13 protein-coding genes and 1 pseudogene are annotated in these 11,883 nt (G+C 64.7%); 6 read left to right on the forward strand and 8 right to left on the reverse strand.

Going from position 1 to position 11,883, the window contains the following annotated elements; translation table 11 throughout:
• Positions 1–3: 3 nt before the first annotated feature.
• Positions 4–1,056 carry a RodZ family helix-turn-helix domain-containing protein gene (locus ACYG9Y_RS04025; protein ID WP_245260496.1) on the reverse strand — a complete coding sequence of 351 codons (1,053 nt, stop codon included), beginning with the start codon at positions 1,054–1,056 and terminating at the stop codon, positions 4–6.
• A 248-nt stretch (positions 1,057–1,304) separates the two neighbouring features.
• Positions 1,305–2,081, reverse strand: coding sequence for a metallophosphoesterase family protein (locus tag ACYG9Y_RS04030; protein ID WP_023740201.1), 777 nt, complete (start codon positions 2,079–2,081; stop codon positions 1,305–1,307).
• A gap of 179 nt (positions 2,082–2,260) precedes the next feature.
• Here ACYG9Y_RS04030 and ACYG9Y_RS04035 point away from each other — a divergent pair, with 179 nt between their 5' ends.
• Complete coding sequence (locus tag ACYG9Y_RS04035; RefSeq protein WP_023672423.1) at positions 2,261–2,731, forward strand: nucleoside deaminase; 471 nt, start codon at positions 2,261–2,263, stop codon at positions 2,729–2,731.
• Between the two features lie 23 nt (positions 2,732–2,754).
• On the opposite strand, the gene ACYG9Y_RS04040 is transcribed toward ACYG9Y_RS04035, so the two are convergent.
• Entirely contained in the window at positions 2,755–3,111 is a 357-nt protein-coding gene (locus ACYG9Y_RS04040; RefSeq protein ID WP_023672424.1) for an ArsR/SmtB family transcription factor, read from the reverse strand.
• A 199-nt stretch (positions 3,112–3,310) separates the two neighbouring features.
• Here ACYG9Y_RS04040 and ACYG9Y_RS04045 point away from each other — a divergent pair.
• A pseudogene (locus ACYG9Y_RS04045) lies at positions 3,311–4,490 on the forward strand (MFS transporter).
• A gap of 29 nt (positions 4,491–4,519) precedes the next feature.
• Here the strand turns inward: ACYG9Y_RS04045 and ACYG9Y_RS04050 are convergent.
• The gene (locus ACYG9Y_RS04050) at positions 4,520–4,984 is read right to left on the reverse strand and encodes a MarR family winged helix-turn-helix transcriptional regulator (protein ID WP_023740200.1); all 465 of its coding nucleotides are present in this window, start codon (positions 4,982–4,984) and stop codon (positions 4,520–4,522) included.
• A gap of 179 nt (positions 4,985–5,163) precedes the next feature.
• Here ACYG9Y_RS04050 and ACYG9Y_RS04055 point away from each other — a divergent pair, with 179 nt between their 5' ends.
• Entirely contained in the window at positions 5,164–5,958 is a 795-nt protein-coding gene (locus ACYG9Y_RS04055; RefSeq protein WP_023683784.1) for an SDR family NAD(P)-dependent oxidoreductase, read from the forward strand.
• Positions 5,959–6,117: 159 nt separating this feature from the next.
• Here the strand turns inward: ACYG9Y_RS04055 and ACYG9Y_RS04060 are convergent, their stop codons facing one another.
• A complete protein-coding gene (locus ACYG9Y_RS04060) occupies positions 6,118–6,717 on the reverse strand; it encodes a LysE family translocator (protein WP_023683785.1) in 600 nt (199 codons plus the stop codon).
• 87 nt (positions 6,718–6,804) lie between these two features.
• Here ACYG9Y_RS04060 and ACYG9Y_RS04065 point away from each other — a divergent pair, with 87 nt between their 5' ends.
• Positions 6,805–7,683 carry a LysR family transcriptional regulator gene (locus tag ACYG9Y_RS04065; RefSeq protein ID WP_032888145.1) on the forward strand — a complete coding sequence of 293 codons (879 nt, stop codon included), beginning with the start codon at positions 6,805–6,807 and terminating at the stop codon, positions 7,681–7,683.
• A 63-nt stretch (positions 7,684–7,746) separates the two neighbouring features.
• Here ACYG9Y_RS04065 and ACYG9Y_RS04070 read toward each other — a convergent pair whose 3' ends face one another.
• The 3 genes from ACYG9Y_RS04070 to ACYG9Y_RS04080 form a co-directional block, all read right to left on the reverse strand.
• Entirely contained in the window at positions 7,747–8,397 is a 651-nt protein-coding gene (locus ACYG9Y_RS04070) for a dihydrofolate reductase family protein (protein ID WP_023691524.1), read from the reverse strand.
• A gap of 117 nt (positions 8,398–8,514) precedes the next feature.
• Positions 8,515–9,372, reverse strand: a complete 858-nt coding sequence (locus ACYG9Y_RS04075) for a protein-L-isoaspartate O-methyltransferase family protein (protein ID WP_023740199.1) — start codon at positions 9,370–9,372, stop codon at positions 8,515–8,517.
• A 153-nt stretch (positions 9,373–9,525) separates the two neighbouring features.
• Positions 9,526–10,884 carry an Nramp family divalent metal transporter gene (locus tag ACYG9Y_RS04080; RefSeq protein WP_023672432.1) on the reverse strand — a complete coding sequence of 453 codons (1,359 nt, stop codon included), beginning with the start codon at positions 10,882–10,884 and terminating at the stop codon, positions 9,526–9,528.
• Between the two features lie 257 nt (positions 10,885–11,141).
• Between ACYG9Y_RS04080 and mntR the strand changes: the two genes are divergently transcribed.
• Entirely contained in the window at positions 11,142–11,597 is a 456-nt protein-coding gene (mntR, locus tag ACYG9Y_RS04085; protein WP_023740198.1) for a manganese-binding transcriptional regulator MntR, read from the forward strand.
• A 91-nt stretch (positions 11,598–11,688) separates the two neighbouring features.
• Positions 11,689–11,877 (forward strand): hypothetical protein, encoded by a 189-nt coding sequence (locus ACYG9Y_RS04090; RefSeq protein ID WP_023672434.1) that lies wholly within the window; start codon positions 11,689–11,691, stop codon positions 11,875–11,877.
• Positions 11,878–11,883 lie beyond the last annotated feature (6 nt).

The following is an 11,883-nucleotide window of genomic DNA, read 5'->3' on the forward strand; positions in this document are numbered from 1 at the left end:
CACCTAATCCCCCAGCGCGAGCTGATCCGTAATCTCAAACCGCTCGGCAGCGCCGATGCGGATCATGTTGAGGCTGCCTTCCCTTGTGAAGCGGAACTCGCTGGGCGAATCCGAGTTGGCCGGCATGCCGGCAGAGAAGGAGATGACGCGGGTGCCGCCATCGGGCCAGGTCACGGTGATGTCTGCCTTGTCGGCGCCATTGTGGACGATGTTGACGGCGCAGCGGGTCATCGGCTGGCCGACATAACGAGCGCAGGGGATCTCGGCGGTGGCGCCGAGGGCGGGCGGGGGTTCCAGCCGTGCAACGGTTTGCGTAGCGGTCGCAGCTTTGGCCTGGTCCGGCCGTGGCGTCGGGGATGGTACCCTCGGCGCGGACGTCGCATCTGGTGCGACTTCCGCATTCGCGGCGGAATCCTGTACCGGCTTCCCTGTGGTCTCCGTCGCCGGAGCCTCCGTGGCAGCGATCTCGCCCGTCGGCGGACTTTCATTCGCTGCGAAGGCAAGGCCGTAAGCATCCTGCATGGCGGTCCTGCCGATCTCGGCGGCGGACTTCGGCGCGCCTGGATTCGTGCCGCCAAGGCGCTCCGTCAGGTCGAGTGGAGCCGGCGCGGGTGCAGCCGGGGTGGGTGGAGCCTGAGTGGGTGCAGCCGGAGCGGCAGAGGCGGCAGGTGCAGTCGTCCGGGGCGCTGCGGCCACGTCGGCCGGCTGCGTCGGCATGTCGGGCGCGAGCGTCGGGCCGCCGGCTTCAGCGCTGGCGGTCACCTGGGGCGGCGCGGCCTCAACTTCGACCACGGTCGGATTGTCGGGGATAAGATAGCGCGCGGGCGCCCAGCCTTTGACCAGTGGATTGTCGATCTCCTCGACCTTGCACCAGCGGTGGCCGTCCACTTCGTTGCAGCCGAAATTCCTGACGCTCGAGCCGATCGGCAGACGCGCTTGGGTTCTGCCGACCGGCGACGGCGTGGCGCGGATGTTGAGGAGATCGCCTGGGCCGAGCTCGGTCACTATGGAAACGATGTCGGCAGGCGCGTCCTCGGCATTGGCCGGCAAGCTCACCAACAACGGGCCCACCACCAACGGACCCGCCAACAACCGGGCTGCCCGCAGGAGCGGAGCGCCAGTCAGTCGATGCAAAATGGTTCGGATTGTGCGCCTCATCATTTGGCCGTGCGCCGATTACCCTTGCGGCAGCAGTCCTGCCGTATGCCAAGGCGGTTTTATAAGGGACGATACGCGGCCATGTAAGTCTGAAAATGCGTCCGATGTTTGGTGCCGCGAGGCCGAGGCAGGGCGCAGCCGTGCGGTCAAGCGGAGCCTGGCCAAGAGGGTTTGGGCATGAAGCCGGTCCTCAGCGCATGCGCCCATTCCGGTCGGCCCGCCTGTGCGGCCTGTCTCGCCGCCGCTTCGTGGTCGTAGTCGACGGCGATGGTCTCGAAACGGTCTGGACCATCGCCATCCAAGGTGAGGATGCCGTAGCGCGCATGCGGGCTGCCTTGCTCCGAAACATGCGCCGGGGGCGTGTCATCTTCATAGGCGGGGGCGCCGACGCTGCCGGGATTGAAGAGCAAGGGGCCGCCGGGGATACGGACCAGTTCCGCGCGGTGGCTGTGGCCGCACAGCACGATGCGGCAGGCCGCGTCCAGCGCCTGCAACCGCCGCTGAATAGCGGCAAGCGGCGCGCGCACCAGTTGGCCATCGACGATCGCGTCGAGCAGGTATTTCTCGTCATGGTCGGGCCGCGCATGGAAAGCGACCACGCCGGGAACAATCTCCAGCGTGAAGGGCAGGGCGAGCAGGGCTTCGCGCTGCGCTGATGTCAGCCGTTCCTGCGCATAGCGGTCTGAAGCCCACATCATATCGTCGGCCGGATCGACCGCGACGCGGCGGTCATGGTTGCCGCGCACCGTCGGCAGGTCGAGCGCTTCGAGCCGCTCGAATGTCTCGCGCGGCCAGAGCGGGCCGGAGACACAGTCGCCAAGGTTGACGGTGAGATCGGCGCCGCCGCGCCGCGCTAGATCGGCGAGCACGGCATCCAGCGCCAGCACATTGCCATGGATGTCGGCGAGAACGGCAATGCGCATGCGGCGGGCTCCTTGGTGCAGCCCGTTGAGGCTTGCGGCCCGTCTTCGTTATCAAGCCCCTGCCTTCATTATCAAGCCCTTGAGATCGTTCGAGACAGCCGGGAGCCCCGCCTATCGCGGAAGCACTCCATCTGCTAGCGTCCACGCCGCTCCAGAGTTCATCCGGGGGAGGACAGGCGATGACCCGCGACCAGATGGTTGCCCACCTTCGCGCCGCCAATGACGTCGCGCGCGAGACTGCCGCGCACGGGCACCATCCTTTCGGCTGCGTGCTCGTCGGCCCCGACGATCGCATCCTGATGCGGCAAGGCAACATCAACACCGTGCGCCACGCCGAAACCGAGCTCTCCCGGCGTGCCGCCGACACCTATCCGCCGGATTTCCTCTGGTCTTGCACGCTGGTCACAACCGGCGAGCCCTGTGCGATGTGCACGGGAACGCTGTACTGGGCGAATATCGGCCGGCTGGTCTACGGCTTCGAGGAAACCAAGCTTCTCGCGCTGACCGGCAATCACGCAGAGAACCCGACGATGAACCTCTCGTCGCGCACAGTCCTCGGCTCCGGGCAGAAGCCGGTCGAGGTCCACGGCCCTTTCCCCGAGATGGACGAGGAACTCCTCGCCCCGCATATCGGTTTTTGGCAGCGCTAGGAGCGGCCTGACTTCGGCACCAGCTACGCCGGAATTTCGATGTCGTGGCCGCCGACGATGGGTAGAGCCGGGTCATCTCCGGCCGCCGCAATCACGCTGTCGAGCAGGCCGGGGAAGCGGGCGTCGAGGTCGGCGCGGCGCAGCGTGATCATCCGGTTGGTGCCGGCCACTTCGGCGCGGGTGACGCCGGCCTCGCGCAGTTTGGCCAGGTGATAGCTGAGATTGGTCTTGGAGCCGAGGTCGAGGAACCGGCTGCAGTTCAGCGGCACGCCTTCCTTGCTGGCGAGATAGCGCACGATGGCGAGCCGGGTCGGGTCGCCAAGCACGCCGAGCACAACCGGCAGGCTGATCTGGTCTGTATTGGGGTGCGGCAAAGTCATGGCCCGAAACTAAGCACAGTCGGTGGCGATTTCAACGCGTCGATCTTTCGCGGGCATGCACAGTCCGTTTCGCGATTGGCCCAACGGCTGTCCTGACACAGGGATGTCAGCAGGCTTCAGCTATTTTCACCTGGCTTCATTGACATCATGTCCTGTTATGTCCAATTGTTCAATAAGTTTTGAACTAAGGACACGCCCTATGGACAAGCGCCTCTTTTGGCTTGCGCTCGGATCGTTCACGATCTCGACCGAAGGCTTCGTCATCTCCAGCCTGCTGCCTGACATCGCCACCGACGCCCGCATTTTCCATTCCGCTCGCCGGCACGCTGATCACCGCCTTCGCGCTGGCTTACGCCATCGGCACGCCGATCCTGGCAACGCTGACCGGCGAATGGGACCGGCGCCGCGTCATCTTGTGGACGCTGGCGTTCTTCGTCATCGGCAATGTGGTGGCGGCGCTGAGCTCGTCCTTCGAACTGCTGCTCATTGCCCGCATCATCATGGCGCTGTCGTCAGGCTTGTTTGCCGCGACCGCTCAAGGCACGGCGGTGGCGCTGGTCGATGACCACCACCGGGCGCGGGCCATTGCGGTCGTCGTCGGCGGAACCACGGTGGCGGTTGCGCTCGGTGCACCGCTCGGCGCGCTGGTTGCCACGATAGCCGGCTGGCGCGGGACCTTCTTTGCCATTGCCGGGCTCGGCGCGCTGGTCGGCGCCATCCTGTGGTACCGGCTGCCGCGCGGCATTGTCGGTACCAAGCTGCCGCTCAGGCGGCGGCTGGCCGCGGCGCTGCGCCCCGGCGTCATGCCGATCCTGCTGACCACCGCTCTTGCCCTCATCGGCGCCTTCTCGGTGTTTTCCTATATCGCACCGCTGGCCATCCAGAGCGGCGGCCTCAGCCCGATTGCGCTGCCCGGCATGCTGCTCGCCTTCGGTGTCGGCGCCGTCATCGGCAACATAGCCGGCGGCCAGGCGGCCGACCGTTTTGGTGCGACGCGCACCGTCGGCTGGTCGCTGGCGCTGAGCGCCGTCATGCTGGTGATGCTCTCGGTCATCCCGACCTTCCTGCCGCAGCATCTCGCCGGGCCGGCATTGATGGCCATGATGGTGCCGTGGGGCATGGTTGGCTGGGCATTTCCGCCGGCGCAGGCCAGCCGCATCATCAAGCTGGCGCCCGACGCCGCCCCGATCGTGCTGTCGCTCAACGCTTCGGCGCTCTATCTCGGCGTGGCGCTGGGTGCTGTGGTCGGCGGCGCCGTGCTGCGCTACGGCGTGCCGGCCGATCTCGGCCTGGTCGCCGCCATCTTCCCGCTGATCGGGCTTGGGGTGGTGCTGGCCGGCCGCTGGGCGGCCCGGCCGGTCGCCATGCCGGCCGAATAGATCTTTGCAAAGGACCGGCGGCCGCTCTTTCAGCTTGAAGGGGCGGCCGCCGGCACGTCGTATTCCAGCGCCGCGACTTCATCCAGCATAGCGCGCAGATCTGCCGCTCGTTGCGGGCCGAACAGCGCCTCGAAGCGCTGCTGAGCAGTGCTCCACAATTGCGTCGTCTCCTCGAGCTTGGTCTGGCCTTGCGGCGTCAGCCGCACCCGCTTGACGCGGCGATCGTCTTTGTCAGCGAAGGTGTCGACATAGCCGTCGCGGATCAGCGGCTTCAGCGTATGGCCGAGGGCCGACAGGTCCATGACCATCTCTTCTGCAATCGTGCCCATCGCCGGCTCGTTGCTGACATGGATCTGGTAGAGCAGGCCGTACTGCGTGCCCTTCAGACCCGAAGGCGAGATTACATCGTCATAGAAGCGGCCGAGCTTGCGCGCGGCGCGCCGCAGCGTGGCGTTGTTGCAAAGGCTGAATCCCGGCAGCACGGTCTTGCTCATCACGACTCCTTGCCGGCAAAACCGCTGCCGGCCTGTCGCAGAAATAGTTTCTGCCGCCTCCGTTGACAAGATGGTGGTATATGCCTACTTCCCAGAAAGTGGTATATGCCACTAACTGGAGATCAGGGCGGGACGAGGGTCATCGACCTGTCTCGCCGGGCAGAAAAAGGAACAGGACAATGAGTGGACAGGACAACAAGGGTACCGCAGTCGTCACTGGTGCATCGGCCGGCATAGGTGCTGTCTATGCCGACCGGCTGGCCGGGCAAGGCTACGATCTGGTGCTGGTGGCGCGGCGCGCCGACCGGCTGCAGGAACTGGCTGAAAAGCTGCGTTATGCCTACAAGCGCAAGGTCAGCGTGATATCAGCCGACCTCGCCGACGACAATGATGTGCGCCGCGTCGAGCAGGCGATCGCAGCCGACGATAGCGTCACGCTGCTGGTCAACAATGCCGGCATTGGCGGCCAGGCCGTGGTGGCAACGGCCGACGCCGACGAGGCCGAGCGCATGATCAAGGTCAACGTCATCGCCTTGACCCGCCTGACCCGCGCCGTTCTGCCGGGGCTTCTTGCGCGCAACCGCGGCGCCATCGTCAACATCGCCTCTGTGCTCGCCTATGATACCTCGTTCGGCGGCATCTACAGCGGTACCAAGGCCTATGTCGTCAACTTCACCGAGGCCCTGCACCGCGAAGTCGCCGGCACCAATGTGAAGGTGCAGGCGGTGCTGCCGGGCGCGACCCGCACCGATTTCTGGGAGCTCGCCGGTGGCGATATCCACAATCTGCCGAAGGAGATCATCATGTCCGCCGACGATATGGTCGATGCCGCGCTTGTGGGCCTATCCAGGGGCGAAGCCGTCACCGTGCCGGCACTTGCCGACACAGCCAAGCTCGACACCTTCCTCGGCGCAAGGCAAGTCTTCTACGGCAGCCTGCACGCCGACAAGCCGGCGGCGCGTTACGCGGCTTGAGAGTAGCTGGTTCGCTTCGCGAACCAGGACCCCCACCCCGCTCACTTCGTTCGCGGCCCTCCCCACAAGGGGGAGGATAAAGTGCGCGCTCCCCTACCTCCCCTTTGTGGGGAGGTCGGACCGCAGGTCCGGGTGCGGTACTGGCGCCGACCTCTGCGTTTACGCTCCCCGCCACATCGGTATGATCGACGCAGCCAGCACCAGCGCCAGCACGATGTTGAGCGCGCGCCATTGCCATTCGGTCTTGAGCAGCCGTGCCAGCACCATGCCCGCCACGCACCAGATCGACAGCGAGATGGCTGCGGTGAAGCCGAAGGTCGAGCCGAGCAGCAGCGCGAGTTGTCCCGGACCGTCGGCAAGGGCTGCGAACGAGGCCGCCGCACCCAGTCCCATCGCCCAGCCCTTCGGGTTCATCCATTGAATGCCGGCGCCGCCGAAGAAGCTGTTGGGTTTTGCCATCGCCACATCGAGATCAGGCGGCCCGGCGCGGCCGATCTTGATTGCCAGCCAGATGAGATAGAGCGAGCCGATGATTTTCATCGCCAGTTGCAGCGACGGCATGGCCAGCAGCAGACCGGCGAGCCCGGCGGCGGCAGCAGCGGTCACGGTGGCGAGGCCGGCAGCGCTGCCGATCAATAGGGGAACGGAACGGCGAAAGCCGAACTGCGCACCTGAAGCAGTCGACAGGGTGGTGGCGATTCCCGGCGTGACGGTGGCCACGAAGGCAAACAGGATGAGCGGAAAGATGGGCTGCAACATGAGGCGTCCTCCATCGAAGGCCCTACGGTAGACTTCTGCATACTTCAGTAAATGCAATGTTTGCGATGGTTGGCATTAGTAGGTATAATGCCAACCATGATCCGTAACCTCGACACAGCGCTGATCCGCACCTTCGTCACTGTCGCCGACAAGGCCAGCATGACGGCGGCGGCGAACGCGCTGCATCTGACGCAAGGCGCCGTCAGCCAGCAGATCAAAAGGCTGGAGGAGGCGCTGGGCTGCAGCCTGTTCGAGCGCGACCGGCGTGGCTTGCGGCTGACGCGGCCCGGCGAGCGGCTGTTCGGCAAGGGCAAACGGTTGCTTGGCCTCAATGACGAGATCTGGGCCGAGATGGCGGGCACCGAGGTCGCCGGCCAGGTGCGGCTCGGTGTTCCCTATGACCTTGTCGGCACCTTGCTGGCGCCGGTGCTGAAAGCCTATGCCGAGACCTATCCGAAGATCGAGATATCCCTACTCTGCGCCGCCTCGCCGGATCTTGCCGCGGCTCTTGCAGCCGGCACCATCGACCTTGCCGTCATCGAGGAACCGGTCGGCCCGTCCGCCGGTGAGTGCCTGGCCATTGACCGGCTGGTCTGGGTGGGGGCCAAGGGCGGCGTCGCCCGCGCCAAGCGGCCGCTGCCGGTGTCGATCGTCGCCGACACCTGCGCCTTCCGCCCGGTGGTGCTGTCGGCGCTGAACGAGCACGGGCTGGAATGGCGCACCGTGTTCGAGAACGGCAACATCGACGCCACGACCGCGACAGTGCGCTCCGACCTTGCCGTCACCGCCTGGCTGGCCTCCACCGTGCCTGCCGATCTTGACATCCTGGCTTTTGATGCCGGGCTGCCGCCGCTGCCGAATTTTTCCATCAATCTGCATTTGCCGAAGTACGGCACGGCGCCGGCAGCGCAGGAGTTCGCGCGGTATATCCGGGGTGGGTTGGCACGGCGGGCTGTGGCGGCTTGACAGAACTTGCATTTCCTCTCCCCCGTCGATCGGGGGAGAGGAAAGGTGCCAAGCCTGTCCCTGTTACTTCCAGTTCTTACGCCGCTCGAGCTCGGCCTCTGACGGCTTCTGCGTAGCGAACGACCCGACCTTGACCTCACCCCCGCGTTCGTAGGTCGCCATGATGACGCCTGTGGTAGTGGCCTGCGACTTGACCAGCTTGAAAGCGGCGGGCATCGCACCACCATCGAACAGCCGCTTGCCCTTGCCCAGCAGCAGCGGGAAGATCATCAACCGGATCTCGTCGATCAGCCCGTTGGCGAGCAAAGTCTGGATCAGCTCGCTCGAACCCTGGATGAGCAGGTCAGGCCCATCTTCCTTCTTGAGGCGGCGCAACGCCGCGACGATATCTTCTCCAAGCCATTGCGTATTTTCCCAGGTGAGCGAATCCGGCCGATGCGTCGCCACACATTTAGTCGCAGGGTTGAAGGCATCTCCGATGGCATCTTTCTGATACGGCCAGTAAGCGGCGAAGATGTCGTAGGTTCTGCGGCCGAGCAGCAGGGCGAAGGGTTTGGAGAACAATTCCTCTATGGCCACCCCCGCCACCTCGTCGAAGTAGTGGAACGTCCAGCCGCCGAATTCGAAGCCGCCAACCGGGTCTTCTTCCGGGCCGCCTGGCGCCTGCATGACGCCGTCGAGGCTGACGAAGGTGGAAGCGATGATCTTTCGCATTGGATTTTCCTTTTCCAGGATCCGCGCCGTCAGGGCCGGATTTCGATCTAAGGACGGACAGGCCGGCGGCCGCCCGACAGGCGTTGGCAAAAAAACGCTGCCGGCCGACAAGGGTACCTACCGCCGTCGCCCGCCGCCAAGCGCCTGCGACGAAAACCAGACGTCGCCGATGATGGCGGTGGCGGTCCGGTCCGGCGCCCTGTCTGATGTCAGCCAGATCGAACGGCTGCGCGCCGCCTTCTGGAGGTCGGGGATTTTGGCCGCCGAACCGGCCGCCGAGGCGCCGACGCAGGGGATGAACCACGAGCGCATGAAGGGGTCGCAGGCAAAGCCCTTGTCGTTGCGGGTTACCATCACGGCCAGGCCGACGCCCTGGGACGGACGCCAGGGAAAGATCATGCGGCCACCGGGTTTCAGCGCCCGCAGCCAGGCAGCCGGCGGTGCGACGACACCGGCATTGACATAGATGATGTCGGACGGCGGCAGATCGCCGGTGACGGCATCGCCGTGGACGACGCTTACATTGCCGTAGGTTTCGAGATTCTTTGTTGCTCTGGCAGCAAGATCTGCCTCTATTTCGAAGGCGGTCACCGGGCCGGGCGCAACCAGCCGCGCCAGCAAGGCGGTGTAGTAGCCTGTGCCGGCGCCGATATGGGTGACGGCCTCGTCCAGTCTGGGGGCGATCCTGCCTATCCACATGGCGTGCAGGGAGGGTTCGCCATTGTTGATGCCCTTGTCGGCATCGAGCGCCACCAGCACGTCCTGATAGATGTGAACAGGATCGGCGCTCGGCGTCATGATCTTGCCGTTGCCGGTGGTGAGCGCCCTGCCGGCGACTACCGCCCAGGGTCCGGGACCGAGAAAGGCCTCGCGCGGAACGGTGGCGAACGCCTCTTCGAGGCGCGGATCGGCCGAGCCGGCATTGGCCGCCATCAGCTGCGCGTAAAATTTCCTGGCGTCTTCGACACTTGTCATGATGGCCGGTAAGATAGCGCAAGCCGCCGGTTTGTCGCCGTCTTGAGCAATTCCAGGAAAAGTGTGAGGCGGCTTTCCGCCCGGAATTGCGTCAAAACAAGAGATTGAGCAGTTCGCCGTTTCGGCGAAACGGCGAACTGCTCAAGAAGAAACTCAGCCGACGCCGAAGACGGTGTCGTAGAGCAGCTTGAAGTTGAGCACCAGGATGACCGCCGCGACGACCCAGGCGAGGACCGCCACGCCGCGGGGAATGGCAAGGTTGCCCATCTTCTTCTTGTCGGAGACGAACTGCACCAGCGGGATGACTGCGAAGGGCAGCTGCATCGACAGTACCACCTGGCTGAAGACCAGCAACTGGCCGGTGCCCTTTTCGCCATAGAGCGCGGTGACGACCACCACCGGGACGATGGCGATGCCGCGCGTCAGCAGCCGGCGCGCCCATTGCGGAATGCGCAGGCGCAAAAAGCCTTCCATGACGATCTGGCCGGCAAGCGTTGCCGTAACGGTCGAGTTGAGGCCGGAGGCCAGCAGCGCCACCGCAAACAGGATGGAGGCGATGCCGAGGCCGAGCAGTGGCGACAAGAGCTCGAAGGCTTGGCCGATCTCGGCGACATCCTGATGGCCGGTGCCATGGAAGGCCACCGCCGAGACGATCAGGATCGAGGCGTTGACGAACAGCGCCAGGACGAGCGCGATGGTCGAGTCCGTCGTCGCCCATTTAATGGCGTCGCGCTTGCCTTTTTCGGTCCGTTCATAGGCGCGTGTCTGTACGATCGAGGAGTGCAGGTAGAGATTGTGCGGCATCACCGTGGCGCCGATGATGCCGATGGCGATGTAGAGCATCGCCGGATTGGTGACGATCTCCGTCGACGGCACGAACATCGAATGCAGGATCGAGCCGACCGGAGGGGCAGCGGCAAAGATCTGGATGGCGAAACAGCCGAAGATGATGATCAGAAGCGCGATGACGAAGGCTTCGAGATAGCGGAAACCCTTGTTCATCAAGAGCAGCACGATGAAGGCGTCGAGCGCCGTCAGCAACGCGCCGCCGATCAGCGGAATGCCGAACAGAAGCTGCAGCGCGATCGCCGTGCCGATCACCTCGGCGAGGTCGCAGGCGATGATGGCGAGTTCGCAGGCGATCCACAGCACGAAACTGACGGGACGCGGATAATAGGCGCGGCAGGCCTGGGCGAGGTCGCGGCCGGTGGCGATGCCAAGCCGGGCGGCAAGCGCCTGCAGCAGGATCGCCATCAGGTTGGACAGCATGATGATGAACAATAGCGTGTAGCCGAACTGGGCGCCGCCGGCGAGGTCGGTGGCCCAGTTGCCCGGATCCATATAGCCGACCGAGACCATGTAGCCCGGTCCCATGAAGGCGAACAGGCGACGGAACCAGACGCCGGACTGCGGCACCGCGATCGTGGAGTTCACCTCGCGCAGGCTGGGAGGATTGTCCTCCGGCCTGTCAAATCGCCAGGATGATCCCAAGGTAGCGTCAGCTTCGGACATGGAGGGCTTTCCACTGGGTGGATCGGTTGACGTCATCCTATCTATGCCAGGGCTCAACATTATGCAATAGGCTATATTTCATTGTATGTGCTTCCTGTTGCGCCGACCGGCAGGCCGGCAGGGGATCGCAAACGCCGGTTGCGCCTGCCATGGAATGGAAATAAACGGCTGGAACAGTTAAGCCCGTGCTATGAATGGCAAAGGGCGATTGCTTTGCCCAAAGCCGATTCTTGTCAAAAGATGGGAAGGAGCGCGTGTTGGCGCTGAAGCACAGACCGGTTGGACGCGAGGAGCCGCTGCCTGACGCCGAGATTCATTCGAAAGGGTTCCGGCAGCAGCGCGAAGCGCGCCGCGGCGCGCTGGTCGAGGATTATGTCGAGCTGATCGCCGACCTGATCGAGGACGGCAATGAGGCGCGTCAGGTCGATATTGCTGCGCGGCTGGGTGTCGCCCAGCCGACGGTGGCCAAGATGCTGACCAGGCTGTGCGCCGACGGGCTCGTTTCCAGAAAACCCTATCGCGGTGTGTTCCTGACCGACGCCGGGCGCAAGGTGGCGGAAGAGAGCCGCATCCGCCACCAGACGGTAGAAGCGTTTTTGCGTTCGCTCGGTGTCAGCGCCGAGACGGCGCGCATCGATGCCGAGGGCATCGAGCATCATGTCAGCGCCGAGACGCTGGAAGCCTTTCGCAAGGCGATGATCGCGCCGGGCTGAGGGGTGCCGGGGCCGCACCACTGGAACCTCCGCACGTCAGGCTCGTTGCTCCTGACGTTGCGCGTGATTGTTGCGCGCCAAGGAGGAAAACATGGGCGTCGAACAGGCACCGACCGCGAAGGGCAAGCAGGCGGCCGAGGGTTTGAGGCAGGCAGCGGCAAAGGACGAACGCAAGACCGAGGTCGAAACCGGCCATGCGCTGAAAAAGGGCGCCGCGCGTTTCGAGGAACGCTCCAAAAGCTCGGACGGCAAAAGCGCCGGCACCAAGCAGAAGATCTGAGTTCTG

The organism is Mesorhizobium sp. W050 (assembly GCF_054719535.1).

What these genes read in the sequence shown, in the direction of transcription:
- ACYG9Y_RS04030 (WP_023740201.1), bottom strand. Translation starts at nt 2,081, where the DNA reads ATGCGCATTGCCGTTCTCGCCGACATCCATGGCAATGTGCTGGCGCTG.
- ACYG9Y_RS04035 (WP_023672423.1), top strand. Translation starts at nt 2,261, where the DNA reads ATGACCCGCGACCAGATGGTTGCCCACCTTCGCGCCGCCAATGACGTC.
- ACYG9Y_RS04040 (WP_023672424.1), bottom strand. Translation starts at nt 3,111, where the DNA reads ATGACTTTGCCGCACCCCAATACAGACCAGATCAGCCTGCCGGTTGTG.
- ACYG9Y_RS04050 (WP_023740200.1), bottom strand. Translation starts at nt 4,984, where the DNA reads ATGAGCAAGACCGTGCTGCCGGGATTCAGCCTTTGCAACAACGCCACG.
- ACYG9Y_RS04055 (WP_023683784.1), top strand. Translation starts at nt 5,164, where the DNA reads ATGAGTGGACAGGACAACAAGGGTACCGCAGTCGTCACTGGTGCATCG.
- ACYG9Y_RS04060 (WP_023683785.1), bottom strand. Translation starts at nt 6,717, where the DNA reads ATGTTGCAGCCCATCTTTCCGCTCATCCTGTTTGCCTTCGTGGCCACC.
- ACYG9Y_RS04065 (WP_032888145.1), top strand. Translation starts at nt 6,805, where the DNA reads ATGCCAACCATGATCCGTAACCTCGACACAGCGCTGATCCGCACCTTC.
- ACYG9Y_RS04070 (WP_023691524.1), bottom strand. Translation starts at nt 8,397, where the DNA reads ATGCGAAAGATCATCGCTTCCACCTTCGTCAGCCTCGACGGCGTCATG.
- ACYG9Y_RS04075 (WP_023740199.1), bottom strand. Translation starts at nt 9,372, where the DNA reads ATGACAAGTGTCGAAGACGCCAGGAAATTTTACGCGCAGCTGATGGCG.
- ACYG9Y_RS04080 (WP_023672432.1), bottom strand. Translation starts at nt 10,884, where the DNA reads ATGTCCGAAGCTGACGCTACCTTGGGATCATCCTGGCGATTTGACAGG.
- ACYG9Y_RS04090 (WP_023672434.1), top strand. Translation starts at nt 11,689, where the DNA reads ATGGGCGTCGAACAGGCACCGACCGCGAAGGGCAAGCAGGCGGCCGAG.